Source organism: Nonomuraea rubra (assembly GCF_014207985.1).
Lineage (GTDB): Bacteria > Actinomycetota > Actinomycetes > Streptosporangiales > Streptosporangiaceae > Nonomuraea > Nonomuraea rubra.
Genome location: NZ_JACHMI010000001.1, coordinates 12,155,353 through 12,180,361 on the forward strand (window position 1 = coordinate 12,155,353; position 25,009 = coordinate 12,180,361).

Below are 25,009 nucleotides of genomic sequence, written 5' to 3' on the forward strand. Positions count from 1 at the left end.
GATGCCCGAGCGCCTGGAGGCTCCATGTTCTCGTCGGTCCTCGTCGCCAACCGTGGCGAGATCGCGCTGCGCATCGCCCGTAGCTGTAACGAGCTGGGCGTACGCGTCATCATGATCCACTCGACGGCCGACCGTGACTCCCCCGCGCTGCGCCTGGCCGATCAGCGGGTCCAGATCGGGCCCGCGGCGGCCAAGCGCAGCTATCTCTACCCGCCCGCGATCCTGGAGGCGGCGCTGAACGCCGGGGCGGAGGCCGTACATCCCGGTTACGGGTTCCTCTCCGAGGACGCCGACTTCGCGGAGATGTGCGAGTCGAAGGGGCTGGCGTTCATCGGCCCGTCGCCGGCGGTGATCGCCGCGCTGGGCGACAAGACGCAGGCGCGCAACCTCGCCGCCGCCTCGGGGCTGCCCGTGCTGCCGGGCAGCTCCGCGCCGCTGCGTACCGGGCAGGAGGCCAAGCAGGTCGCCGACGAGATCGGGTACCCGGTCATCATCAAGGCCGTGGCGGGCGGCGGCGGCCGCGGCATGGCCGTCGTACGCGACCCGCAGGACTTCATGAAGGCGTGCGCCGAGACCCGGACGAGCGCCCAGGCGGTGTTCGGCGACGGGCGGGTCTTCGTCGAGAAGTACGTCGAGGACGCCCGCCACATCGAGGTCCAGGTGCTGGGCGACCTCCACGGCGGCATCGTGAGCCTGGGTGAGCGTGACTGCACCGTGCAGCGGCGCAGGCAGAAGCTGATCGAGGAGTCCCCCGCGCCCGGTCTGTCCCCCGAGCTGACCGAGCGGATCCGGCAGGCGGCGGTCACGCTGGCGCGGGCCGTGGGCTACGCGAGCGCCGGGACCTTCGAGTTCCTGGTCGACCCCGAAGGCGCGTTCTACTTCATCGAGGCCAACTGCCGGATCCAGGTGGAGCACCCCGTGACCGAGATGGTCACGGGGGTCGACCTGGTCAGGGAGCAGTTGCTGATCGCCGCCGGCCGCCCGCTGACCCTGCGCCAGCGGGACGTCGCCCTGCGGGGCGTGGCGATCGAGTGCCGGGTGAACACCGAGGACCCGCGGCGCGGCTTCCTGCCGACGCCAGGGGTCGTCGAGGAGTTCCTGCCGCCCGGAGGGCCGTTCACGCGGGTGGACACGCACGGGGCCAACGGGGTCTCGATCGGCGCCGAGTACGACTCCCTGCTGGCCAAGGTCATCGTGTGGGCACCCGATCGTGACCAGGCCATCGCCCGGATGCGGCGGGCGCTGAGCGAGTTCCACGTCTCGGGGCGCGGGATCTGCACGACGATCGGGTTCCTGCGGGACATCCTGGACGACGCGCGGTTCCGGGAGGCGAGGCACACGACGGCCCTCGCGGACCTCATGGTGGCCGCGACCTCATGACCGCCGCCCGGTCAGGGCCGGTCACGAGCAGAGGCCCGGCCGGGGCCCCGAAGGGCCCGGGCCGGGCGTGAGCCGGGCGACCACCGGGCGCTGGCCAAGAGGCGCGGCTCTTACAGCGCGCAGTCCGCCTTCCGGGCGATCGGGTGCCCGCGCACCGGGTTGCGGGCCGGCTGGCGGCCGTTCCTCCCGGCGTGCACGGCCTCGGGTACGTGGTCGGCGGCGAGCACCATCTGCTGCAGTTCCCGCATCTCGGAGCCCGGCTCCAGCCCGAGCTCCTCCCGCAGGATCGAGCGGAGGTTGTGGTAGACCTCCAGCGCCTCGTGGCGCCGGCTCTCCCGGGACAGGCCCTCCATGAGCCTCAGGTGGAACCACTCGTCGAGCGGGTGGACCGCGGTGAGCTCCTTGAGCTCGGCGATCGTCTCGTGGTGCCGTCCCATGCGCCACCAGGTGTCGATCCTGAGCTTGGTGGCGTGCACGCGCAGCTCCTCCAGCCGGGTCTTGTAGATCGCCAGCCGGGGGCCGGCGACCACGTCCGCGAGCGCCGTCCCGTGCCACAGGTCCAGGGCGCCGCACAGCACCGCCGAGGCGCGTTCGAGGTCGTCGGCCTGGAGGTGACGGCGGGCGTCGTCAACGAGCCGCTCGAACTCGACGGCGTCCAGCATGCCCTCGTCCAGGTGCAGCAGGTACGACCCATGTTTGGTCACGAGCCGCGGCCCGGCCTGCCCACCCCCGTCGCGCGTCAGGAGCTTGCGCAGCTGGTACACGTACGTCTGCAGGGTCGTGAGCGCGCTCACCGGCGGGTGCTCCTCCCAGAGCTCCTCGATCAGCGCCTCCGTGGGCACGACCTCGTTCGCCGAGGACAGCAGCAGCGCGAGCACGCTGCGCTGCTTGGGGGCGCTCGGTGTCAACCGGCGCGTACCGTCCTGGATCTCCAATGTTCCGAGCACCTGAAAACGCATGAATCGATCCTCACGTAGCGGCGTTGGCTCTTCGGCCTTGTCCGTACCTGAGGGGATTTCGCGATCCCCCTCAGGTGCCCTTTGTAGTTGACTGCGGTAAAGCGCCGCTTTCGTCTCTCTTTCGCGCTCGATCGGGCGTGAGGTCCCGGAAGCCGGAAGGACACGGGATGTACACCAGCGCGGTTGCCGCGTTTCAGGAGGGTGACGACGCCGGGCCTGAGCCGGTCATGGCAGCGGAAGATTTCGTGAGCGCCGCGTCCGGCGAGCCGGACGACATGGCGGCCGCGAGCCGGCGCCGGGCCACGACGAACCCCGTGGCCGTCAGCAGCGCCAGCAGGGCGAGCGCGAGGAAGTACACCGGCTGCGGGTCCCCGGCGGAGACCAGCCGGCCGAGCATGCTGCCCAGCCCGCCGCCGACTCCGGCGAACATCCAGTACAGGGCCATGGTGCGGCCGGCGAACGCGGAGGGGGCCAGGTCCACCGTCGCGCTCATCACGGTCGGGCCGAGGATCACCTCGCCGCACGCCAGGGTGAGCAGCACGAACAGCAGCCACAGCGGGGACACCGTCTCCCCGCCGGCCGCGAGCACGGCCGCCACGCTGATCACGCCGAAGCCGGCGGCCGCGAGCAGGTGCCCGAAAGCGATCTTGTCGACCACGCTGACCCGACCGCCCCCGCGCATCAGCAGCCACGCCACCACGGGCGCCGCCAGCAGGATGAACAGCGGGATCGCCGCCTGGAACCAGCTCGCGGGCACCAGGAACCCGCCCACCTCGCGCGCGGTGTGCCGCTGCGCGAACAGGCTGAGCGTCGAACCGGCCTGGATCACGAACATCCAGAACAGCGCCACCGACAGCAGCACCCACCGGAACGCCGACAGCCGCCGGGTCTCATCCTGGCTGAGCCGGGCCCGGCGGCGCAGGACCGCGAAGTAGACGAACGGCGCCGTCAGGGTGACGAGACCGACGAGCGCGATCCCGTGGGTGATCGCGAAGTGGCCGGTCAGGACGGCGCCGGTCAGCAGCACGCCCACGACGGCGGCGGCGACCGCGATCCTGCTCACCACGGTACGCAGCTCCGCCCGGCTCGCCGGGTGCGCCGGAGCGCGCCCGATCGTGCCGAACCTCCGGGAGCCCACGGCGTACTGGATCACGCCGAACGTCATGCCGAGGCCCGCCGCGCCGAACCCGAGGTGCCAGTTCATCCGCTCGCCCAGGAAGCCGGTGACGAGCGGCGCCAGCAGCGCGCTGATCTGGATGCCGATGTAGAACACGACGAGCGCGGCCTCGCGCCGGTTGCTCTCGTCGGGGCCGTAGAAGCGGCCCAGCAGCGCCAGCATGTTCGGCTTGAGCAGGCCGGTGCCCACGGCGATGGTCACCAGCCCGAGGTAGGCGGTGGGCCTGGCCAGCACCATCATCAGGTAGTGGCCGAGCGCGATGACGACGCCGCCGTAGAGCGTCGCCCGGTGCTCGCCGAGGAACCGGTCGCCGAGCCAGCCGCCCGGCATGGAGAGCACGAAGATCAGGCCGACGTAGGCGCCGTACAGGGCGACGGCGGTCGAGTGCGGCAGGTTCAGGCCGCCCTCCTCGGCGGGGGCCACCGCGAACAAGATCATGATGGCCTGCATCCCGAAGAAGCTGAATCTCTCCCACATGTCGGCCAGGAACAGCGTGGTGAGCCAGCGCGGCCGGCCTGATGGCCGCGCGATGCCGGACGGCGGGTTCATGAGTCCTCCAGGGCTTGCCGGCGATCAGGGTCTCCGAACACCTGTCATGGTCCTGGCCACGGCTAGAGAACAGGTCGAAGGCCGTTCGACCCTCCAGGCTCACTCAAGCCGCGTGCGAGCCGGGCCGGGGAGACTGAGCGCGAGATCGTTCAGAGGAGCAGCCAATGGAACGCATCCTGGTCGTGGCACGCATGCGGCCCTCCTCCGAGGCGGAGGTCGCCGAGTTGTTCGCCGAGTCGGACCGTACCGAGCTGCCGTGGCTCGGCGGGGCCGTGAGCCGCAGCCTGTTCTCCTTCCAGGGCCTGTACTTCCAGCTCATGGAGGTGCGCGACAACGCCCACCACACGATGAGCCAGATCCGCGAGCACCCGGAGTTCCGGCGGCTGAGCGAGCGGCTGACGGAGTTCATCGAGCCGTACGACCCCGAGACCTGGCGCTCCCCCCGGGACGCCATGGCCCGCGAGTTCTACCGATGGGAGGCGGAGCCGGGAAGGGTCTCCCAGCTTCCGCACTGACGTCAGCCGGCCGGCGAGCGCGCGGCCCGGAAACCACAGTCACCGTTTCGGCGGGAGGGACGATGAGCACGAACGACAAGACCATCAGCCGCGAGTCGCTGCTCGGGATGATGCAGGCGTACAAGACGACGAGCCTGCTCAGGACAGGTGTCTCGATGGGGGTGTTCGACTGCCTGGCAGAGGGGCCGATCGACGCCGAGACCGTGGCGGGGCGGCTCGGCAGCGACGTCCGTGGCATGCGGATCCTGCTGAACGCCCTGGCCGCCGTCGGCCTGGCCGTGGAGGACGGCGGCCGGTTCACCCTGCCCGCCGGGGCCGACCGGCTCCTGGTGAGCAAGAGCCCCGAGTACCTGGGCGACATGGTCAGGGTCATGGCCAGCGACTGGGAGTGGGACGCGCTCAAGAAGCTGCACGAGGCCGTCCGGCACGGCGGGACCGTCATGGAGGTGCACGCCGAGACCCCCGGCTACGAGTACTGGGAGGACTTCGCGTCCTACGCGGTCGCGGTGGCCCGCCCCACGGCCGGCGTCGTGGCCGACGCGCTGGAGCCGTGGGCGGTCGGCCGCGAGAGCCTGGACGTGCTGGACGTGGCCTGCGGTCACGGCCTGTACGGGCTGACCCTGGCGCAGCGCAACCCGCAGGCGCAGGTGTGGGCGCTCGACTGGCCCAACGTGCTGCCGCTGACGGAGCAGCACGCCGAGCGCATGGGGGTCAGGGACCGGGTGCACCGGCTGCCCGGTGACATGTTCGAGGTGCCGCTCGGCGGGCCGTACGACGTCGTCCTCGTCACGAACGTGCTGCACCACTTCTCGGCGGAGCGGGCGGGCGACCTGCTGGCCAGGCTCGCCCCCGCGGTCAAGCCCGACGGCAAGATCGTGCTGGTGGGCTTCACGCTGGACGCGCCGCCCGCCGAGGACCCCGCGCCGCACCTGTTCTCGATCCTGATGCTGACGTGGACGTTCGAGGGCGAGGTGCACACCGTCCAGGACTACACGCACATGCTGGACAGGGCCGGATTCGTGAACGGCCGCCGCTACGAGGTGCCCGGCCTGGCCTTCCGCGTCCTGGTCGCGGACAAGGCGAGCCACTAGTCCAGCCGCTGGACCGGCCGCTGGACCGGCCGCTAGACCAGCCGCTGGACGCGGCCGCCGTACGTCTGGGCGAGGCCGGCGTAGATCTCCTCGATGCGGGAGAGCGAGCGCAGGTGATCGTGCGTGGCCGCGACGGTGCGGGCGATCGTGCCCATCGTCGCGGCCAGCTCGCCGTCGGTCAGCACCCGGGTGAGGAACCGGGCGAACGCCGGCACCTCACCGGGCCGGTACAGGTAACCCGTCGTGCCGTGCTGGACGAGGTGCGTGCGCGCACCCGCTTCCGCCGCCACCACGGGCAGGCCGCTGGCCATCGCCTCCAGGGTGGCGGCGCTGTCGAGCCCGGAGACCTTCGGCATGGCGAAGACGTCGGCCGAGGCGTAGGCGAGGTGCAGGACGTCCTCGGGGACCGGGCCGAGGAAGTGGGCGCGCCCGCCCACCCCCAGCGCGCCGGCCAGGCGCTCCAGCCTCCCGCGCCGCGGCCCGTCGCCCACCAGGACCACCTGTGCGTCGGCGCTGCGGCACACCTGCCGCAGCGCCTGGAGCAGCTCGTCCAGCCGCGTCTCCGCGTCGAGCCGGCCGACGAACAGCGCGGTCTCGCGGTCGGGCAGGCCGAGCGTCGCGCGGGCCCACGTCTTGGGCTCCTCCCTGGGCCGGAACCGGCTGAGGTCCACCCCGTACGGCACCGGCTCGACCGGGCGGGTGAGGCCCCGGCCCGCGAGCAGCTCGGCGGCGGCCCTGCTGGGGGCCGCGACATGGTCCGCCCGCCCGAACACCCTCGCGAGATCGTGCCAGGCCAGGGCCTTGCCGAGCTCGCACACCGCGATGCCGGCCACGCGCCCCTGCCGCCCGGCGCGGGGCAGGAAGCGGGTGGTGGCCACCACCGGCACGCACAACCGCCTGGCCGCCTCGATCAGGGCGCGTCCCACGACGAAGTGGTCCTGCACGTGCACCACGTCGGGGGCGATCCTCCTGACCATCCTCGCCAGCGTCCCCGTGAGCAGGACCGGCACGATGATCCGCCGGTCCGGCCGCACGGGCCCGGCCACCGACCTGAGCCGGTGCACCGTGACGCCTCCCGCCCGCTCCACCCGCGGCGGCCCCTGCTCGGACGGGCACACGACGTGGACGTCGTGCCCCCGCGTGACGAGAGCCCGGGCCAGCCGGTACGTGGCGCAGGCCGTGCCGTTCACGTCGGGCGGGTAGGTGTCGGTGCCGATGAGCAGCCGCAGCGGCCTGCGATCGCCGGCCGTGGCGTCGATCGGGTGTCCTCCGCGAGGGGATCCCGCCAGGGAGGCGAGGAAGCGGAAGGTCATGAAGTCGCTCCTTCGATGTCGGATACCGAACATCGGACCGCGTACCACCATGATCGCGACGGCCCCCGGCTCACGCCATCGGGAACAACCCTGACGTTTCTCCGGAAGCCCCTGAAATGACCCTGACAATACGGCGACCGGGGAGTGGACACACCAAGTCAAAGCCATCATGAGATGACCGGCGCGCGAGTCGCCTCGACATATCGGAAAGGGGGGCAGCCCGGCATGCCAGTACTGGAGAACCTGGCCGAGCTGCACCCCCTGCTGCTCTGCGCGGCCGCGCTCGGGTTCATGTGCGTGGAGACGTCGCTGCTCGTGGGGCTGTTCGTGCCGGGCGACGCGGTGGTCCTGCTGGCGGGGACCACCGTCGACTCGCCGGCGCGCTACGCGCTCCTCGTCGCGGCCACCACGGCGGGCTGCCTGGCGGGCGAGACGTTCGGGTACGCGCTGGGCCGCCGCTTCGGGCCGTCGATCCGGCGGAGCTGGGCGGGCAGGCGGATCGGCGCGGCCAAGTGGGCCAAGGCCGAGGACCACCTGCGCCGCCACGGCGGCCCCGCCGTGTTCGGCTCCCGGTTCGTCACCGTGATCCACTCGCTGGTCCCGATCGTGGCCGGCACGCTGGGCATGCCGTACCGGCGGTTCATCGGCTGGGCCGCCCCCGCCGCCGTGACGTGGTCATGCCTGTACGTCGGCGCGGGGACGGCCGTCGGCGCCACCTACCGTGAGGCCGGCGGCGTCTGGGGCACGCTGGCCCCTCCGGCGATCGTGGGCACCGTCGTCGCGGTCCGCGTGTTGTGGTCCCGCGTCAAGCGGCGCCGCTCCGCCCGTCGCGGCTGAGCGAGCGCACCGCCAGGTCCTCCGCCCACCGGCCGTCCCGCCGGCCCGGCCGCTGCTCGCCGAGGGCGGCGTCCGCCCTGGCGAGGACCCGCGAGGCCCGGTCGCGGACCCGGTAGGCGCCCAGCTCGTCGAGCCTGCTCATGCCGGGGACCAGCAGTGCCACGGCGTCGCGCGGGCGACCGGCCGACAGGTGGATCTCCCCCACCAGGCAGGCGACCTCCGCCTCCCCGCACGCGTCGCCGAGGCGGGCGAACGTGCGGCGGCTCTCCTCCGCGAGCTGGATCGCCTCCCGGTGGCGCCCCTGCTCCAGGGCGACCGCGCCGAGCAGCGCCAGCGGGCGCGCCTTGCCGTACCGGTCGCCGATCCCGGTCAGGCCCCTCGCCTCCTTGGCCATCAGGGGCGCCGCGCGCAGGTCGCCGACGCGCAGGGACGACCAGCCGATGCGGTTCAGCGTCACCGCCTCCAGCCGGGTCTCCCCCAGCTCCCTGGCGAGGCGCAGCACCCGTTCGAGCGTGGTGCGCGCCTCGGCCTTGCGCCTCAGGCCGAGCAGCGCGTCACCGACGGCGCCGAGCGCGAGCAGCTCGGCGTGCGGGTCGGCGTTCGCCGTGGCGAGCTCGTGGGCGTGCTCGGCGAGCGTGAGCCCCTCCCTGGCCCTGAGCTGCATCACGCTCATGGCCGCCAGGACCGCCACGCTGTACGGGAGCTCGCGGGCGGCCTGGAGCTGCTTGAAGGCGTTCACGCACGTGGCGAGCACCCTGCGGGCCGCCTCCACCCGGCCCTGGCGCAGCAGCATCATGGCGCGGTGGTGCTCGGCGCGCCATCCGGTCCGCTGGTCGCCGTTGGCCCACGCGGCGTCGCGTACCGTGACGCACAGCCGGCCGAGGCCCTCCAGCGCGTCGTCGTGGCTGGCGAGCTGCGTGATGATCTCGGTGATCCGCGCCGCCCGCACGTGCCAGCCGTGCCGGCAGCAGCGCAGGGCCATGTCCCTGAGGTGGTCGCGCTCGGTGGCGAGCCACCGCCACGGCCTGACGTCGACCCGGGCGACGTCGTCGATCGGCACTCCGCCGTGGGGGACGCCCGCCGTGGCGCCGCCCTCCGGCGGTAGCTGGCCGATCGCCCTGGGCAGTTGCCGCGACGCCCGTTCCGCGTAGGCCAGCAGGGAGTCGATGTAGCGGCGCAGGGCGGCTCCCGTGGAGGCCGGGTCGTCCTGCCTGGCGAGGTCGGCCGCGTACAGGGCGGACAGGGGGTGCAGGCGGTAGGTGGGGTCGAGGATGGTGTTGAGGCCGACCGGTTCCAGGAGGTTGTGCTCGATGAGCCGGTCGGCCAGGTGCTCGTCGCCCGCGCCGGCGAGCGCCGCCACGGTCCACGGCGTGATGTCGGTGTCGGACAGCAGGCCGAGCCGCCGGAAGGCGGTACGCGCGGGCGGGTCGAGCGCGACGTAGCTCTGCTCCAGGCTCCGCCGCAGGTCCAGGTCGCTGATCCGCAGCTCGTCCAGGCGCCGGGCCCCGTCCTGCAGCCGGTGGGCGAACGTCGCCAGGCGCGCCAGGGGCTGCGCCGCCAGCCTCGCCCCCACGATCCGCAGGGCCAGCGGCAGGTGCCCGCACGCGGCGGCGATCCGGGCGGCCGCGTGCGGCTCCTGCCGGACCCGCCTGCTGCCGACCGTGGCCTCCAGCAGGTCGAGCGACTCCCGCTCCGACAGGTGCGTCAGGCGTACCAGGACGGCCCCGGGGAGCGCCGACAGCAGGCGGCGGCTGGTGATGACCACCGCGCAGGCCGGCGTGCCCGGCAGGAGCGGCCCCACCTGCTCGATGTCGAGGGCGTCGTCGAGGATGAGCAGGACCCGGCGGTCGGCGAGCCTGGACCTGAACAGTGCGGCGCGCTGCTCCTGGCCCTCCGGGATCGCGCCGGGGTTCAGCCCGGTCGCCTCCAGCAGCTCGCCCAGGATCTCGGCGGGGGTGCGCGGGTGCTCGCCCGTGCCGTGCAGCCGGACGTACAGCTGGCCGTCCGGGAAGCGGTCCTGGACCCGGTGCGCGACCTGGATGGCCGTGGCGGTCTTGCCGACGCCGGGAGGCCCCGTCATCGTGACGATCGCCATGGCGCCGGACCGGCCCGGGTCGAGGGCCGCACCGGCGCGCCTGAGCGGCTCGGCCCGCCCGACGAAGTCCCCGGCGCTCACGGTCAGCTGGCGCGGTGTCGTCCACGGGGCGACGGCCGTGCCCAGCTCCCTGCCCCCCTTTCTGTAACCGTTTTCCGACACCAGGTCGGGATCTCCGGTGAGTACGGCATGCTGGAGGCGTTCGAGCTCGTCACCGACGTCGAGCCCGTACTCGTGGCGCAGCACCGCGGAGACGGACGCGTACGCCTTCAACGCCTCCACCTGCTGCCCGCAGCGGAACAGCGCGATCATCAGCTGGCCGCACAACCGCTCGCGCAGCGGGAACTTCCTGACGAGGCTGCGCAGCTCGGCGACGATCTGGTCGTGGTTGCCCAGCGCGAGCTCCAGATCGAAGCGCCGGTGCAGGCACCGGAACCACTCCTCGGTGAGCTGCGGCACCTCGTCGCGCAGGATGGCGTCGGAGCGGATGCCGGCCAGCGGCGCGCCCCGCCACAGCGCCAGCCCCTCGCGCAGCAGGCTGAGCTCGCCCACCAGGTCGCCCGCGCTCTCCGCGTGGCCGGCCCGATCGACCAGCCCGCGAAAGCGCAGCAGGTCGAGATGGTCGGGGGCGACCTCGATGAGGTAGCCGCCGGGGCTGGTCCTGATCACCTCGACGTCACCGTTGCCGTCTTCAAGAGTGCGGCGCAGCCGGGCCAGGTGCGTCTGCAGCGAGGCCCGCGCGTAACGTGGTAAACGGTCCTCCCACAGGCGCTCCATGAGGTCGTCCGCCAGCACGACACGGTTCGCCGACAGCAACAGCGTCGCCAGGATCACGCGTTGTTTCTCGGCGTTGACAGCGATCGCCCGGCTCCCCCGCCGCACTTCCAAGGGACCCAGGATTGCGAAACGCATTGCCTTTTCCATGTACAGCGACCCCCGTGCCGGAATGTCATCAGTGGCAAGCGACATGCATGCGAACTTCTCGTTACGCGGTGCAGCGGCACGGACGCCGGAGAACCAGATCCCGCCTCCCCTGGCTCATCACGTGGTGCCCGGCTGTCCGCGATCCGCCATCGGGGCCGTGGCGTCCTGCGCGCACACCCTCACTTTCCCGATCTTACGAACTCACACAATTCTGACAAGCCCCATGGTGACTGTGCACTATTTTTTGTCATGCGCACAGGTCCACAACTCGGCTGCTTTTTCCAGGCGGTTAATCGCCTTAGTGGCGAGCTGATTTCAGGGCGCGCCGGCCGGCTGTCCCTCGCCGGCGGGGGTCTCGTGCCGCCTGGTCCGGCGGGGCAGGAGCGGCACCAGCGCCACCGCGACCAGGAAGACCCCGGCGTTGTAGATCAGGGTCTGCCAGGTGGCGCCCGCCCACACCGCCGGGTCGCGCGGCCCGGTGCCGACCAGCCCGAAGAAGATCGCGCCGACCATCGCCACGCCCACGGCGGTGCCGAGCTGGATGGTGGCGTTGGCCACACCGGACCCGGCGCCCGCGTCCCTGGGGGGCACCCCGGCCAGCACCAGGTCCACCAGGATGGGCACGACCAGGCCAGAGCCCGTGCCGGCCACCAGGAGGCAGGCGAAGACCTGCCAGGAGTCCGTGGCGCCGCCGTAGTGCCGCAGCACCAGGATCAGGGCCGCCATCCCCGCCGCCATGATCACCAGGCCGAGCCCGATGAGCCGGCGGCCGGCGACGGACCCGTACCTGATCGCGAGGCTGGCGGTGAGGCCGAGCCCGATCGTCCAGCCCAGCCCCGTCAGCGCCATCCGCAGCGGGCTCCAGCCGTGCGCGACCTGGAAGTCCCACACCAGCACGATGAGGTACGACATGATGCCGGAGAAGACCAGCGCCATCAGCACGGAGCCGGCGACGAACGACCTGTTGCGGAACAGCGCCGGCGGCACCAGCGGCGACGACCCCTCCCTGCGGAACTGGTGGAACCCGAACACCGCGAACACCGGCAGCGACAGCGCCATCGACACCAGCGTCCAGGCCGGCCAGCCCAGCTCGTGCCCCTGCACCAGGGGGAACATGAGCATGATCGAGGCGAGCCCGAGCAGCAGCACCCCGGGGATGTCCAGCCGCAGCGGCCGGTCGGACTTCGACTCCGGCACCAGCCGCGCCGCCCCCGAGAAGGCCAGCACCCCGATCGGCACGTTCACCCAGAAGATCCAGCGCCAGCCCGGCCCGGCGGTGAGCAGGGCCCCGACGACCGGGCCGGTGATCGAGGCGAACGGCACGACGACGCCGAGCAGCCCCATGGCCTTGATCCGCTCCGGCGGCTGGAACATCACCTGGATCACGGACAGCACCTGCGGCACCATCAGCGCCGCGAACACCCCCTGCGCCACCCTCGCGGCGGCCATCATCTCGCCGCTCTGGGCGAGCCCCGCCAGAGCGGAGGCGGCGGTGAACCCCGCGATGCCGATGAGGAAGACCTTCTTGCGGCCGGTGATGTCGCCGAGCCGTCCCCCGGTGACCAGGAGCAGCGCGAACGCGAGCGCGAAGCCGGCCAGGATCCACTGCTGCAGGGAGATACCGGCGCCGAGATCCCGCTGGATGTACGGCAGGGCGACGTTGACGATCGTCACGTCGAGCTGGTTCATGAACATGGCCGTGAGGACGATGAACAGCGCGAACCACCTGCGGGGGAATTCGCTGCGCCGAAAGCTTTCGGTGGCCATCTGACCCTCTCCGGTCTCTCGTCATGCCATGGCGCTGATCGATTCCCGCTCATGGTGGCGCGCGAGGCTAGAGCCCGGCTCAAGCACTACTGGGATGACAGGCCGGGCCGCGCGTGCCAGCCCGAAGTCGATCACCCGGGGCCCGTCGGGGCCGCAGACGACGTTGCTGGGCTTGAAGTCGCGGTGCACGATGCCGGCCTGTGGATGGCGACGAGCGCGGTGACGGTGGCGACCGCGAGCCGTTCCAGCGCGTTGGGCTCGCGGACGCCCTGCGTACGCTCGCAGCAGCACTGCCGCGATCACCACGTTCGTGCCGCTCTCAGGGGAGTGCGGGGACGGCGGGCCCGGCGTCGGTCCAGCCGACCGCGACCAGCGTCTCGGTGTACGACTTCGCCGCGAACGCCTTGCCGCCGACCGTGACCGTCCGGCCCTCCGACAGCAACACCATCCTGCCGGTGTCGACGATCAGCGTCTGCTTGGCCGTGGACGCCTTCTTGCCCGTGCCGCTGGAGCTCTCGATCACGACGGCGGCGCCCGTTCTGCCCAGGGTGTCCTTCGTGTCGCCGCCGGCACGCACGCCCGGCAGCGTCAGCAGGGCCTGGTAGGCGGCGGCGCGGACCTCCCTGGGCGCTGGGATCGTGTGCAGGAGGAGCGGCAGGGACGAGGAGAGCCAGCTGTTCATGGAGGCGTCGCTGATCCCGAAGACCTGACCGGCCTTCGTGAGCCAGTCCTTCAGCCGGTTCGGGTCGGCGGGCAGGCGCTGCACCTCGTCGTACGTCAGCCACTGTCCCGCGAACTGGAACTGGTTACGCTCCCGGTACAGGCGGTTCACGTGGCCCTTGGACGGCTCGGTCGACAGCTTCACGACCTTGCCGTCGATCGACCTGCTCCACTTGGCCGGAGAGCCGTCACGCTGCCACGCCTTCTGGTCGGCCTCGGTCGCGGGACGCACGCCCAGCTCCCGGTAGCCGTACCACTGCCTGCCGTCGGGCGCGCTCCACCGCTCGGAGACCCGCCGCTGGAGCAGCGCGTACGAGTCCGGCTTGGTGCCGAAGCGCCAGGGGTGGGCGATGGTCGTCACGGACCTGGTGTGCCAGTAGGCCCCCTCGGGGGGAGCGGCCGCGGCGGCGGGTGGCGCGCCCAGGGCTGTGGCCGCCACGGTCAGGCCGGCGCCGAGAGTGATCAGCTTGCGTACTGGATTCCAACTCACGACCATCCATACGCTCTGGCCGCCCGGAAGGTTGCCCGCGCATTCGTCCGGGACGGGCGGGCAACGGTCGGCGCAGTGCCGGGCGTATTAGGAGGCGTGACATCGGACAGAGAGCCGTGAGCGGCGTGGAGCACGACTTCGGCGCGTTCGTGGCCGCGCGTGCCACGAGCCTGCTTCGGGTCGCCTATCTCGCCTGTGGTGACGAGACGGAGGCCGAGGACCTGCTGCAGACGGCGCTGGAGCGTACGTACAGGAAGTGGGATCGGGTCGACCACGACAACCCCGAGCCCTACGTGCGGCGCGTCATCGTCAACGCGGCCATCAGCCGGGCCCGCCGCCGGGCCGTGCTCAGCATCGTGCCCATGCACAGCCCGCCGGAGCGGCCGGCCCGTGCGGGCGACCCCGACCTGACCCACGTGCTCATGGACGCGCTGCGCGCGCTGCCGCCCCGGCAGCGGGCGGTGGTCGTCCTGCGGTACTGGGAGGACCTCAGCGAGACGCAGACCGCCGAGGTGCTCGGCTGCTCCATCGGCACGGTCAAGAGCCAGGCGTCGAAGGCCATGGCCAAGCTCCGTTCGGCGCTCGGCCGCGACACAGTGGAAGGAGTGATCAGGAATGCCCACACTTGAGGACGAGGTCCGCCGGCTCATGGCGGACGAGACCGCCAGGCTCCGCGCCGCGCCGGACCTGCTGGAGCGGGTGGTCCGCGCCCACCGCGACAGGCGGCGCAGGGTCAGGACCGCGGCCGTGACCGCCTCCGTGATCGCGTCCGTGGCCGTCGTGGCCGCGCCCGTGGTCTACCTGACCGCCGGCTCGGCGCCCCCGGCCGGCGAGCGGGCGACGACCTCCGCGGTGCCCGAGCCGCCCCCCATCGACGACACCCCGCCCGTACGCACCGAGCCGGAGACCCTCGGGGACCTCGGCGACGGCAGGGAGTTCGGCCACGTCAGGGTGGGGTACCTGCCCGAGCGGCTGCGGTGGAGCACGTGGTCGATCGACAACGGCGACAGCTACTCCACCTCCTGGAACCACAAGGGCGACGACGAGGGCACCTACCAGGTGCAGATCTTCGTGCACGAGGACGCGGCCGTCCAGGAGCTCGGCGACCGGCTCCAGATCCACCGCGACGAGGGCGAGGGCGAGGACGTGACCGTCGGCGACCGCAGCGGCTACCTGGTCGTGACGAACGTCGGCGAGGACGGCATGGCCGGCACCCCGACCCTCTTCCTGAAGCTGGCCGACACGCAGTGGGCCGAGATCATCTTCAGCCCCGTGTACGCCAAGGAGTTCTCCGGCCCGGAGGCCGTCACCGCCGAGCTGCGGAAGATCGCGGCAGGACTCACCTCCACCAGGTGACGATCGATCAGGTTTCGAGAAGCCGGCACCCGGGGCCACTCCCTACCATGAAATCCCCCAGGAGGAACATGAACGGGAGGAACACCCCATGGCGGACGACAAGGCCACCTCGTTCGACGGCTTCTCGGACGAGGAGCGGGCCGCGATGAAGGAGCACGCCCAGGAGCTGAAGAAGGCCGCGCGCCGCGGCACCCGCGCCACCAAGGCCGACGGCGAGAAGGACGTGCTCGAGAAGATCGCCGAGATGGAGGAGCCGGACCGGGTCATGGCCGAGCGCATCCACGCCATCGTCAAGGAGCACGCGCCCGAGCTCGCGCCGAGGCTCTGGTACGGGCAGCCCGCGTACAGCAAGGCCGGCAAGATCGTCTGCTTCTTCCAGGCCGCGACGAAGTTCAAGACCAGGTACGCGACGCTCGGCTTCAACGAGGCCGCGAACCTGGACGACGGCACCATGTGGCCCACCGCCTTCGCCCTCACCGAGCTGACCCCCGACGCCGAGACCCGGATCGCCCGGCTCGTCACGCAGGCGGCGAGCTGAGCCGTCAGAGCGGGCGCAGGACGTCCTTGACCACCGCCAGCGAGAGCGTCTTGTAGCCCACCGAGTCGAACAGCACGGTGATCCGGTCGTGCTCGCCGCTCATGACCGTCCCCTGCCCCCACAGGTTGTGCGTCACCTTCGTCCCCATGGGGAACTCCCCGTGGCCGGGCGCGGGTTCGGGCGCGTCGCCGCTCTCGCAGGTGTCGCACGCGCCGCACGGGGCGGGCGGGTACGGCTCGCCGAAGTAGGCGAGCAGGAACCGGCGGCGGCAGCCCCTGGTCTCCGCGTAGCCGCGCATCATGTCGAGGCGGGAGTCGTCGACGCGGCGGCGGGTCTCGTCCAGCTCCGCCGCCCGCGCGGCTGCCCGCTCCGGCGCGGGCCCGCCCCGGACGTAGCTGAGGTCGCCGGTGGAGGTCACGGTGAGCGCGCCCGCGCGTTCCAGCAGGTTGACCAGCCTGGCCAGGTGTGACGTGCTCAGCCCGAGCAGCGCGGCCGCCTCACCGGCTGGCACGGACCCGGCGGACACGGAGCCGCCGGACACGGAGCTGTCGGACACAGGGCCGCCGGACACAGGGCCGCCGGACACAGGGCCGCCGGACACGGGGCCCGCGTGCTCGCGGACGAGTGCCGCCACGCGCAGCAGCGCCTCGCCGTCGGCCCGGCCGCCGGTGAAGAAGCGGCGCAGGCCCAGGTCCTCCTGCCGGTAGAACAGCACGGCCGAGGCCGGCGCGCCGTCCCGGCCCGCCCTGCCGATCTCCTGGTAGTACGCGTCGGGCGACTCGGGCGGCGCGGCGTGCAGCACGTACCGCACGTCCGGCCGGTCGATGCCCATGCCGAACGCCGACGTCGCCACGACGGTGTCCACCTCTCCCCTGGTGAACAGCTCGTGCACGCGGTTGCGGGCCGCGCCGCGCAGGCCCGCGTGGTACGCCTCGGCCCTGCGCCCCCTGCGGGCCAGCTCCGCCGCGTACTCCTCGGCCGCCTTGCGGGTGGCGACGTAGACGAGGCCGAGCCCTTCGCGGGAGGCGGCGTACTCGGCCAGGGCCCGGCTCTTGTCCTCCGCGCGGGCGAAGCGGCGGACCTCCAGGAAGAGGTTCGGGCGGTCGAAGCCCCTGACGATCTGCGCCGGCCGGGTCAGGCCGAGCGAGCGGACGATCTCCTCGCGGACGTTCGGCGCGGCGGTGGCGGTCATCGCCACCACCGGCGGATGCCCCAGCCGCTCGATGACCTTCCCGAGCCGCAGGTAATCCGGGCGGAAGTCGTGCCCCCAGGAGGAGACGCAGTGGGCCTCGTCTACCGCGACCAGGGACGGGCCCGCCCGCGCGAGCCGTTCCACGACGTCGGGCTTGGCGAGCTGCTCCGGCGACAGGAACACGAACGCCGCGTCCCCGGCCGTCACCTTCTCCAGCCCGGCCGCCACGGAGGAGGTCGAGTTCACCGCCACGGCGCCGCCCGCGTCGGCCTGGAGCAGGCCGGTCACCTGGTCACGCTGGAGCGCGATCAGCGGCGAGACGACGACCGCGGGCCCGTCGAGCAGCAGCGCGGGAACCTGGTAGACCGCCGACTTGCCGCCGCCCGTCGGCATGACCAGCAGCACGTCCCTGCCGCGCAGCAGGTGCTCCATCGCCTCCTGCTGGCCCGGTCGCAACGTGCGCCAGCCGAAGCGTTCCCGGGCCGCGGCCCGCAACCTCCGCCCGCGCCGCCCGAACCGGCCCCGCAAACTCTCCCATAAGCCCATACCGCTCATCCTTCACTCCGGTGGGGCGGCCATTACCCGGATACCCCGGCTCCATGTCCCGATCCGGCGCGGGGCATCCTCGGATCGTGGGCCAGGCAGACATGATCATGTCTTCTCGTTCCTTCGCCGAGTACCGGGCCATGTTCGCGCTCGGCGAGCGTGACCTGGACGGCGTCGTCCTCGACTGCGCGGGGGGCGCGTCCGGGTTCGTCGCCGAGGCCGCGGCCATGGGCGTCCGGGCGCTGGCGGCGGACCCGCTCTACGCGCACGGCGCCGGCGTGCTCGCCGACCGGCTCGCGGCCGATCTGGAGCAGGGCAACGCGATGATCAGCGCGAACGCCGAGCGGTTCGTGTGGCGCTGGTACGGCTCGCCGGAACGCCGGAGCGAGCTGCGGCTCCGGGCGAGAAAGGCGTTCGTCGCCGACCTGCGCCGGCGGCCCGGCTCGTACGTCGCCGCGAGCCTGCCGCACCTCCCGCTGGCCGGCGGCAGCGTGGACCTGGTGCTCTGCTCGCACCTGCTGTTCACCTGGGCCGACCGGCTGGGCCGGGAGTGGCACCGGGCGGCGATCACGGAGATGAGCCGGGTCTGCCGGGGCGAGGTCAGGATCTTCCCGCTGGTCCGCATGGGCGACGGCGAGCCGGTCCCGTTCCTCGGCGCGCTGCTGGACGAGCTGCGCGGCGAGGGGCTGGCGTGCGCGGTGCGCGAGGTCCCGTACGAGTTCCAGCGCGGCGCCCGCCACATGCTCACCGTCACCCGTCACCACTGACCGGCCGTCACCCACCCCCGGACAGGGCTGCGAGGTCGCGGGCGAGCCGGGCGGCGGCCTCCCGCAGCTCCGGCGGATCCAGGACCTCCGCCTCGAAGCCCATCCGGGCCACGTGCATGGCGATCCACCCCAGGTCGTCACCGCCGGAGACCAGCACGCACCACCCGTCGCGATCGTCCTCCACCCGCCCCACCTGGGGCGGCACCAGCTCCCGCACCTGCTCGGGCCGGGCGCGCAACCGCACGCGGGCGAGATACCGGTACGGCGCCTCGGTCACGCCCCGCTGCACGTAGGCCACCGGGTCGGGATGTTCCCTGGGCCGGAAGCGCCAGGTCGTCGCCGCCACCTCGCGCATGCGGTCGAGCCGGAAGGTCCGCCAGTCGTCGCGGTCGACGTCGTACGCCATCAGGTACCACCGCCGGCTGGTGGCGACCATCCGCACCGGCTCGACCGTACGCTCGCGCTCCTCCCCGCCGCGCCCCGCGTAACGGAACCGCACCCGTACGGCGTCGCGGCACGCCCGCGCCAGCGTCACCAGCAACTCGGCGTCGATCTCGACCCCGGGGCCGAGCAGGGTCTCGGTGGCGCCGTGCACCGCCCGCACCTCGGCACGCAACCGGGGCGGCATCACCTGGTCGAGCTTCGTCAGCGCGCGCAGCGCCGCCTCTCCCGCCCCGGCGACCGTGCCGCCGGACGCCAGCCGCAGCGACACCGCCGTCGCGATCGCCTCCTCGTCGTCGAGGAGCAGCGGCGGCAGGCGGGTGCCCGCGCCGAGCTGGTAGCCGCCCCCGACGCCCGCCGTCGCGTGCACCGGGTAGCCGAGCGCGCGCAGCCGCTCCACGTCGCGACGCACCGAGCGGTCGGTGACCCCCAGCTCGTCGGCGAGCTCGGTGGCGGTCCAGGACAGCCGGCGCTGCAGCAGCGAGAGCAGGCGCAGCACCCGTCCGGTCGTCCCCTCGGCGGTCATGCGCTCATCGTTCCACAGAACACGGACCGTACCTGTCCGCTATCCGGGGAAGGCTGGACCCATGAACTGGAACACGCTGCTGCGCGAGCAGACCGACTGGCACTGGACCCACCAGCTGCGCAAGCGGCTCGACGGGCTCACCGACGACGAGTACTTCTGGGAGCCGGCCCCCGGCTGGAACCTCCGGCCGCGCGGCACCAGCGTCGCGCCCCTCCAGGGCGGCACCGGCGCGATGACCATCGAGTTCGCGGCGCCGCCGCCCGACCCGGCGCCGTTCACCACGATCTCCTGGCGGCTCGGGCACGTCATCGTCGGCGTGCTCGCGATGCGCAACGCCTCGCACTTCGGCCGCGCGCCCGTCGACTACCACTCCTTCGAGTACGCCCCGACGGCCGCCGGAGCGCTGGCCCAGCTCGACACGGAGTACGCCACCTGGCTGGCCGGGGTCGAGTCGCTCGGCGAGGACGGCCTGGCCCGCCCGTGCGGCGAGGCCGAGGGGCCGTACGCCGAGCATCCGATGGCGGCGCTGGTGCTGCACATCAACCGCGAGCTGATCCACCACCTGTCCGAGGTCTGCCTGCTGCGCGACCTCTACCTGCACACCCGCCGGGAGGCGAGCTGAGATGGCCCGCGAAGTACAGATCACCTTCGACTGCGCGGATCCCGCCAAGCTGGCCGCGTTCTGGGCCGAGGCCCTCGGCTACCGGCTGGACGACCCGCCCCCGGGCTTCGAGTCGTGGGAGCAGGCCCTGGACGCGATGGGCGTGCCGCCCGAGCGCCGCAACGACGCCTCGGCGGTGATCGACCCGGAGCGCGCCGGGCCGCGGCTGTTCTTCCAGCGGGTGCCCGAGCACAAGCGCACCAAGAACCGCCTGCACCTCGACCTGCGGGCCGCCCCCGGGCTCCAGGGCGAGGCGCGGATGGCGGCCCTGGAGGCGGAGGCCGAACGGCTCCTCTCGCACGGCGCCACCCGCCTGCACCGGTCCGACCCCGCCCCTCCGCTCGGGGCCGGTCACATCATCATGGCCGACCCCGAGGGCAACGAGTTCTGCCTCGACTGATCACAGCATGTCTGATCAGAGCCGGGCTGATCAGAGCCGGGCCTGCTCCTCGACGGCCTTGAACACGGCGTCGGCGATCGAGCGCGGATCGACGCCGAAGTGCCTGCGTACGGACTCGCGGGTGCCCGACAGCCCGAACCCGTCGGTCCCCAGCGAGGTCCACGGCTGGTCGATCCACGGGCGGATCTGGTCGGGGACCGCGCGCATCCAGTCGCTGACCGCGATCACCGGGCCCTGCGCCCCGGCCAGGGCCTGCCGGATGTACGGCACGCCGGAGGAGGTCATGGCGTCACGGCGCAGCTCGCTCCACGAGGTGACCGACCAGACGTCCACACCCAGGCCGTAGTCCTCCTGGAGCAGCCGCTGCGCCGCCAGCGCCCAGTGGATGGCGGTGCCGCTGGCCAGCAGGTGTGCCTGGCCGCCACCCTCCGCGTAGCGGTAGATGCCGCGCAGGATGCCCTCCTCGACGCCCTCGGGCATGGCGGGCTGGGGCATCGGCTCGTTGTAGACGGTCAGGTAGTAGAACACGTCCTCGGCGGACGGGCCGTACATGCGCCTGAGGCCGTCGCGGACGATCGTGCCCACCTCGTACGCGAAGGCGGGGTCGTAGGCGACGCACGCCGGGTTGGCGGAGGCCAGGAGCTGGGAGTGGCCGTCGGCGTGCTGGAGCCCCTCGCCGGTCATCGTGGTACGGCCGGCGGTGGCCCCGACGAGGAAGCCGCGGCCGAGCTGGTCCGCCAGCGCCCACATCTGGTCGCCGGTCCGCTGGAAGCCGAACATCGCGTAGAAGATGTAGAACGGGATCATCGGCTCGCCGTGCGTGGCGTAGCTGGACGCGGCGGCGGCGAAGGAGGCCATCGACCCCGCCTCGGTGATGCCCTCGATGAGGAGCTGGCCGTCGGTGGCCTCCTTGTAGGCCAGCAGCAGCTCCCTGTCCACTGACTCGTAGCGCTGGCCCAGCGGGGAGTAGATCTTGGCCGTGGGGAACAGCGACTCCATGCCGAACGTCCTGGCCTCGTCCGGCACGATCGGCACCCACCTGCGCCCGGTCTCCGGCTCCTTCATCAGGTCCTTGACGAGCCGCACCAGAGCCATGGTCGTGGCCACCGGCTGGGTCGAGCCCTTCTCCAGCGCGCGGAACGCCCGCTCGCCCGGCTCGGGCAGCGGCCTCGGCACGACCGTGCGGCGGGGCACCGCACCGCCCAGGGCCCGGCGCCGCTCGGCCGCGTAACGGGCCTCGGGGGAGTCGGGCCCCGGGTGCGCGTACGGCGGCAGCTCGCCCGCCAGCGCCTCGTCAGTCACCGGCAGCCGCAGGCGGTCGCGCAGCACCCTGAACTCGTCCTGGGTGAGCTTCTTCATCTGGTGGTTGGCGTTGCGCGCCTCGATGCCCGAGCCGAGCATCCAGCCCTTGACGGTCTGCACGAGGATCACGGTGGGCGCGCCCCGGTTGTCCAGCGCCCGGCGGTAGGCGGCGTACACCTTGCGCGGCTCGTGGCCCGCCCGCGACCCGCCCACGATGCGCCGCAGCTCCTCGTCGGTGTACGGCACGTCCAGCCCCTGGAACAGGTGCTCCCTGATGTAGCCGCCGTCCGAGGCGGCGAACGTCTGGAACTGCCCGTCGGGCACCTGCCCCAGCCGCGCCACCAGCTCGTCCGAGCCGAGCAGCCCGTCCCAGTCGTGGCCCCACAGCGCCTTGACCACGTGCCAGCCGGCGCCCCTGAAGACGCGCTCCAGCTCCTGGACGATGCTCGTGTTGCCGCGCACCGGCCCGTCGAGCCGCTGGAGGTTGCAGTTGATCACGAAGGTGAGGTTGTCGAGCCCCTCGCGGGCGGCCAGGGTGAGCGCGGCGGTGGACTCGGGCTCGTCCATCTCGCCGTCGCCGAGGAAGGCCCACACGTGGCTGCGCGAGGTGTCCTTGATGCCGCGATGGTGCAGGTAGCGGTTGAACCTCGCCTGGTAGACCGCGTTGAGCGGGCCCAGCCCCATGGACACCGTGGGGAACTGCCAGAAGTCCGGCATGGAGCGCGGATGCGGGTACGACGGCAGCCCGCCCTCGGGCTCGCGCCTGAACAGGTCGAGCTGCGCCTCGCTCAGCCTGCCCTCCAGGAAGGCTCGGGCGTAGATGCCCGGCGAGGCGTGGCCCTGGAAGTAGATCTGGTCGTGCTCGCCGTTGAAGAAGTGGTTGAAACCGACCTCGTACAGCCAGGCGGCCGAGGCGTAGGTGGCCAGGTGACCGCCGAGGCCGTACTTGCTGCCCCGGGTGATCATGACGGCCGCGTTCCAGCGGTCGTAGGCCGAGATGCGCTCCTCCAGCGCGAGGTCGCCCGGGTAGGGCGGCTCCTCGGCCGTGGGGACCGTGTTGATGGGACGGCTGCTCGTGGCGAGCCTGCTCAACAGGTAGTCGGCCCGTTCGGGGCCGGCAGCCCGCCGTACCGCCTCCAGCGACTCCAGCCACTCGGCGGTCTCCTGCGGATCCAGGTCTTTCTCCATATCTCCATTAAACACCCTATGATCGATCATCCGATGTTCTGTAGGCTGAGCAGATGAAACCCGTCGTGCGCTCGCCGCTTCGCGACCAGATCCGCCAGACCCTGCTCGACGGCCTGATCGGCGGCCGGTGGGGGCCGGGCGACCGCATCGTGGAGCGGCAGGTCGCGGCCGAGGCGGGTGTCAGCCAGGCCCCGGTGCGCGAGGCGCTGCGCGAGCTGGCGGCGCTGCGGTTGATCGAGTTCCCGCCCAACAGGGGCGCGCGGGTGCGCGAGCTCACCCAGGCGGACCTGCGCGAGGTCTACGTGGTGCGGGCGGGCCTGGAGGAGACCGCCGTACGGCTGCGCCGCCCGCCCGTGGCGGCCCTGCGCGCCCACCTGGAGCGCCTGCACGAGGCGGCCGGCGGCTCCCTGGCCGACCAGGTGCGCCACGCCGTCGCCTTCCACCGCGAGATCGTCGCGGCCGCCGGGAACGAGGTGCTGCTGTCGGTGTGGGAGTCGCTCGGCATCGAGGTGTGGACGCACCTGTCGATCCGCCTGCTCAGGACGCACGCCCTGGAGAACGCCGCCGACCACGAGCCCCTCGTGGCGGCGTTCGAGCGGGACGACCCGCGAGCCGGCGCCATGCTGCGCGACCACATCCTCGCCTACGCCGAGCACCACGAAGGCGCCTGAGCGCCGCCAGGGTTCCGGAGTCGGATCAGTAACGCCCGGGCGGGACGGCCGCCAGGTTCACCACCCGAACCTCGCCGTCCCGTGCCGCCCACGAGATCACGCCCGGCCCCGAGGACCACTTCCCGTCGGGAGGTTCGATCGGCACGAGCACGCCGGCCCGGGTGTCGTAGACCGCCGAGCCGACGAAGAAGCGATCCCGGTAGGGGTAGCCCGTCCGGCCTCGCAGCTCCGGCCGGACGCGCGCCTGGCCGCCGTCGGTCCGCTGCACCACGGCGGCCCCGTCCCGCACCCCGAGGCACCAGGTGGAGCCGCAGCGCAGCCCCTCCACCCCACGCGCCGGGGTGATCGTCACGGTCCTGCCGGTCTCCAGGTTGACGAGCCTGGTGGGGTTGCCACGCAGGTGGAGCGGCTCGTCGGTGGCCCACGGCCAGGCGGCGAGCTGCAACCCCGCCGATCCGGGAACCCGCTCGATCACTCCGGCGGGGAGGTCCAGCCGCCACACGCCGTCGAGCGGCGCCGACCACACGAGCCGGTCGCCGACGAGCTCCATCCGGTCGACGTTCTCCCCTTCGACCGGCCCTGTGCGGATGACCTTCCCTCCGCGTACGGGCACGAACGCCACCTCCCGGCCGCTCATCCAGGCGACCCACTCGCCGTTGGCCGCCAGCTGCCGCGGCTGATCGGGAAGCGTGGCCAGCGGTCGCGAGCGTCCCGTCGCGGAGTCGTACACCTCGATCGTCCCCGGCTCCGCCCGCACCAGCACCCGCGTGGCGTCGATCGCCGCCAGCGGCCGGTACCGCTCCGGCATCGTGAACACCGCCTGCGGCCACCTTCGCTCGATGGCCGTGAGCGGCGAGTCGATGGCCGTGACCGGCGTGCCGACGACGGGGGCCGGCGGCGCGGGCCACAGGACCAGCGTGCCCCACCCGAGCGCGGCGGCGCAGACCGCGGCGAGCGCGGCCCGCACCCGCCGCCGCCTCCTTCGCCGCCGCTTGACGGCCACGCCGGCCAGCAGGTCCAGCGCCTCGGCCCGCTCCCCGATCGTCCGCAACGCCCGGGCGATCTCCTCGTCGCTCCTCATCCCCGCCTCCCGTCGAACGCCTGCGCGCGGACCCGGAGGGTGGCGAGCGCGCGTGAGGCCTGGCTGCGTACGGTCGCCCGCGAGATGCCGAGCACGGCGGCGATCTCGTCGTCGGCGAGCTCCTCGTGGTAGCGCAGCACCAGCACGGCGCGCTGCTTGGGCGGCAGGGCACGCAGGCGCTGCCACACCTCCCTGAGGTCGTGCTCGTCCTCCCGCACCGGCGCGACGACCTCGCCGGTGAGCAACTCCCGCCGCCGCCCGCGCCACCAGCTCACGTGCTGCCTGGCCATGATCGTGCGGACGTAGCCCTCGGGATCGTCCTTGTTGCGGACCCGCCGCCAGGCGGAGCTCAGCTTGAGCAGCGCCTCCTGGACCAGGTCGGCGGCGTCATCGGCGTTGCCGGTCAGCACCAGCCCATACCGCAGCAGCGCCTGCCCCCTGGCACGGACGAACTCCTCGAACTCCACTCCCCAGGGACGCCCGAGCCTCCGCCTCCGTTGCAAAAATCTCGGACGCCCACCGG

General features: G+C 72.6%; 22 protein-coding genes and 1 pseudogene. 11 read left to right on the top strand and 12 right to left on the bottom strand.

Annotated features, from left to right (window positions below):
• Positions 1 to 24 precede the first annotated feature (24 nt).
• Positions 25 to 1,380 (top strand): acetyl-CoA carboxylase biotin carboxylase subunit, encoded by a 1,356-nt coding sequence (locus tag HD593_RS56265; RefSeq protein ID WP_185110987.1) that lies wholly within the window; start codon positions 25 to 27, stop codon positions 1,378 to 1,380.
• 110 nt (positions 1,381 to 1,490) lie between these two features.
• Here the strand turns inward: HD593_RS56265 and HD593_RS56270 are convergent, their stop codons facing one another.
• On the bottom strand, positions 1,491 to 2,339 hold the full coding sequence (locus HD593_RS56270; RefSeq protein ID WP_185110988.1) for an AfsR/SARP family transcriptional regulator: 849 nt from the start codon (positions 2,337 to 2,339) through the stop codon (positions 1,491 to 1,493).
• A 193-nt stretch (positions 2,340 to 2,532) separates the two neighbouring features.
• Entirely contained in the window at positions 2,533 to 4,065 is a 1,533-nt protein-coding gene (locus HD593_RS56275) for a peptide MFS transporter (RefSeq protein WP_185110989.1), read from the bottom strand.
• Positions 4,066 to 4,229: 164 nt separating this feature from the next.
• Between HD593_RS56275 and HD593_RS56280 the strand changes: the two genes are divergently transcribed.
• Complete coding sequence (locus tag HD593_RS56280; protein ID WP_185110990.1) at positions 4,230 to 4,580, top strand: TcmI family type II polyketide cyclase; 351 nt, start codon at positions 4,230 to 4,232, stop codon at positions 4,578 to 4,580.
• A gap of 62 nt (positions 4,581 to 4,642) precedes the next feature.
• A complete protein-coding gene (locus tag HD593_RS56285) occupies positions 4,643 to 5,671 on the top strand; it encodes a class I SAM-dependent methyltransferase (protein WP_246547273.1) in 1,029 nt (342 codons plus the stop codon).
• Positions 5,672 to 5,703: 32 nt separating this feature from the next.
• Here HD593_RS56285 and HD593_RS56290 read toward each other — a convergent pair whose 3' ends face one another.
• A complete protein-coding gene (locus tag HD593_RS56290; protein WP_185110991.1) occupies positions 5,704 to 6,984 on the bottom strand; it encodes a glycosyltransferase in 1,281 nt (426 codons plus the stop codon).
• Positions 6,985 to 7,209: 225 nt separating this feature from the next.
• Here HD593_RS56290 and HD593_RS56295 point away from each other — a divergent pair, with 225 nt between their 5' ends.
• Complete coding sequence (locus HD593_RS56295; RefSeq protein ID WP_185110992.1) at positions 7,210 to 7,821, top strand: DedA family protein; 612 nt, start codon at positions 7,210 to 7,212, stop codon at positions 7,819 to 7,821.
• On the opposite strand, the gene HD593_RS56300 is transcribed toward HD593_RS56295, so the two are convergent.
• From HD593_RS56300 to HD593_RS56315, 4 genes and pseudogenes are all read right to left on the bottom strand, one after another.
• Complete coding sequence (locus tag HD593_RS56300) at positions 7,790 to 10,828, bottom strand: AfsR/SARP family transcriptional regulator (RefSeq protein WP_185110993.1); 3,039 nt, start codon at positions 10,826 to 10,828, stop codon at positions 7,790 to 7,792. The genes HD593_RS56295 and HD593_RS56300 overlap by 32 nt on opposite strands.
• A gap of 327 nt (positions 10,829 to 11,155) precedes the next feature.
• Positions 11,156 to 12,607: an MFS transporter gene (locus HD593_RS56305; RefSeq protein WP_185110994.1), complete on the bottom strand. Its 1,452-nt coding sequence runs from the start codon at positions 12,605 to 12,607 to the stop codon at positions 11,156 to 11,158.
• A gap of 111 nt (positions 12,608 to 12,718) precedes the next feature.
• Positions 12,719 to 12,858: pseudogene (locus tag HD593_RS65520) on the bottom strand (protein kinase domain-containing protein); the annotation flags it as partial.
• A 68-nt stretch (positions 12,859 to 12,926) separates the two neighbouring features.
• Complete coding sequence (locus HD593_RS56315; protein WP_185110995.1) at positions 12,927 to 13,817, bottom strand: hypothetical protein; 891 nt, start codon at positions 13,815 to 13,817, stop codon at positions 12,927 to 12,929.
• A 116-nt stretch (positions 13,818 to 13,933) separates the two neighbouring features.
• Here HD593_RS56315 and HD593_RS56320 point away from each other — a divergent pair, with 116 nt between their 5' ends.
• The 3 genes from HD593_RS56320 to HD593_RS56330 all read left to right on the top strand — a co-directional run bounded on the left by HD593_RS56320 (position 13,934) and on the right by HD593_RS56330 (position 15,711).
• Entirely contained in the window at positions 13,934 to 14,446 is a 513-nt protein-coding gene (locus HD593_RS56320) for a SigE family RNA polymerase sigma factor (protein WP_185110996.1), read from the top strand.
• On the top strand, positions 14,433 to 15,173 hold the full coding sequence (locus tag HD593_RS56325) for a hypothetical protein (RefSeq protein ID WP_185110997.1): 741 nt from the start codon (positions 14,433 to 14,435) through the stop codon (positions 15,171 to 15,173). The genes HD593_RS56320 and HD593_RS56325 overlap by 14 nt, the downstream gene beginning before the upstream one ends.
• 88 nt (positions 15,174 to 15,261) lie before the next feature.
• On the top strand, positions 15,262 to 15,711 hold the full coding sequence (locus HD593_RS56330; protein ID WP_185110998.1) for an iron chaperone: 450 nt from the start codon (positions 15,262 to 15,264) through the stop codon (positions 15,709 to 15,711).
• A gap of 4 nt (positions 15,712 to 15,715) precedes the next feature.
• Here HD593_RS56330 and HD593_RS56335 read toward each other — a convergent pair whose 3' ends face one another.
• A complete protein-coding gene (locus HD593_RS56335; RefSeq protein ID WP_185110999.1) occupies positions 15,716 to 17,449 on the bottom strand; it encodes a RecQ family ATP-dependent DNA helicase in 1,734 nt (577 codons plus the stop codon).
• A gap of 107 nt (positions 17,450 to 17,556) precedes the next feature.
• On the opposite strand from HD593_RS56335, the gene HD593_RS56340 reads away from it, so the two are divergent.
• On the top strand, positions 17,557 to 18,216 hold the full coding sequence (locus tag HD593_RS56340) for a methyltransferase domain-containing protein (RefSeq protein ID WP_221525428.1): 660 nt from the start codon (positions 17,557 to 17,559) through the stop codon (positions 18,214 to 18,216).
• Positions 18,217 to 18,223: 7 nt separating this feature from the next.
• On the opposite strand, the gene HD593_RS56345 is transcribed toward HD593_RS56340, so the two are convergent.
• Positions 18,224 to 19,183, bottom strand: coding sequence for a helix-turn-helix transcriptional regulator (locus HD593_RS56345; RefSeq protein WP_185111000.1), 960 nt, complete (start codon positions 19,181 to 19,183; stop codon positions 18,224 to 18,226).
• Between the two features lie 61 nt (positions 19,184 to 19,244).
• Here HD593_RS56345 and HD593_RS56350 point away from each other — a divergent pair, with 61 nt between their 5' ends.
• Together HD593_RS56350 and HD593_RS56355 are read left to right on the top strand one after the other, a co-directional pair.
• Positions 19,245 to 19,805, top strand: a complete 561-nt coding sequence (locus HD593_RS56350; RefSeq protein ID WP_185111001.1) for a DinB family protein — start codon at positions 19,245 to 19,247, stop codon at positions 19,803 to 19,805.
• Between the two features lies 1 nt (position 19,806).
• A complete protein-coding gene (locus HD593_RS56355; protein WP_185111002.1) occupies positions 19,807 to 20,244 on the top strand; it encodes a VOC family protein in 438 nt (145 codons plus the stop codon).
• Between the two features lie 30 nt (positions 20,245 to 20,274).
• On the opposite strand, the gene aceE is transcribed toward HD593_RS56355, so the two are convergent.
• Positions 20,275 to 22,734 carry a pyruvate dehydrogenase (acetyl-transferring), homodimeric type gene (gene aceE / locus HD593_RS56360; RefSeq protein WP_246547276.1) on the bottom strand — a complete coding sequence of 820 codons (2,460 nt, stop codon included), beginning with the start codon at positions 22,732 to 22,734 and terminating at the stop codon, positions 20,275 to 20,277.
• Between the two features lie 53 nt (positions 22,735 to 22,787).
• Between aceE and HD593_RS56365 the strand changes: the two genes are divergently transcribed.
• Positions 22,788 to 23,405 carry a GntR family transcriptional regulator gene (locus tag HD593_RS56365; protein ID WP_185111004.1) on the top strand — a complete coding sequence of 206 codons (618 nt, stop codon included), beginning with the start codon at positions 22,788 to 22,790 and terminating at the stop codon, positions 23,403 to 23,405.
• Between the two features lie 25 nt (positions 23,406 to 23,430).
• Here HD593_RS56365 and HD593_RS56370 read toward each other — a convergent pair whose 3' ends face one another.
• Positions 23,431 to 24,486, bottom strand: a complete 1,056-nt coding sequence (locus HD593_RS56370; protein WP_185111005.1) for a hypothetical protein — start codon at positions 24,484 to 24,486, stop codon at positions 23,431 to 23,433.
• Entirely contained in the window at positions 24,483 to 24,953 is a 471-nt protein-coding gene (locus HD593_RS56375; protein ID WP_185111006.1) for a SigE family RNA polymerase sigma factor, read from the bottom strand. Before HD593_RS56375 ends, HD593_RS56370 begins: the two co-directional genes overlap by 4 nt.
• Positions 24,954 to 25,009 lie beyond the last annotated feature (56 nt).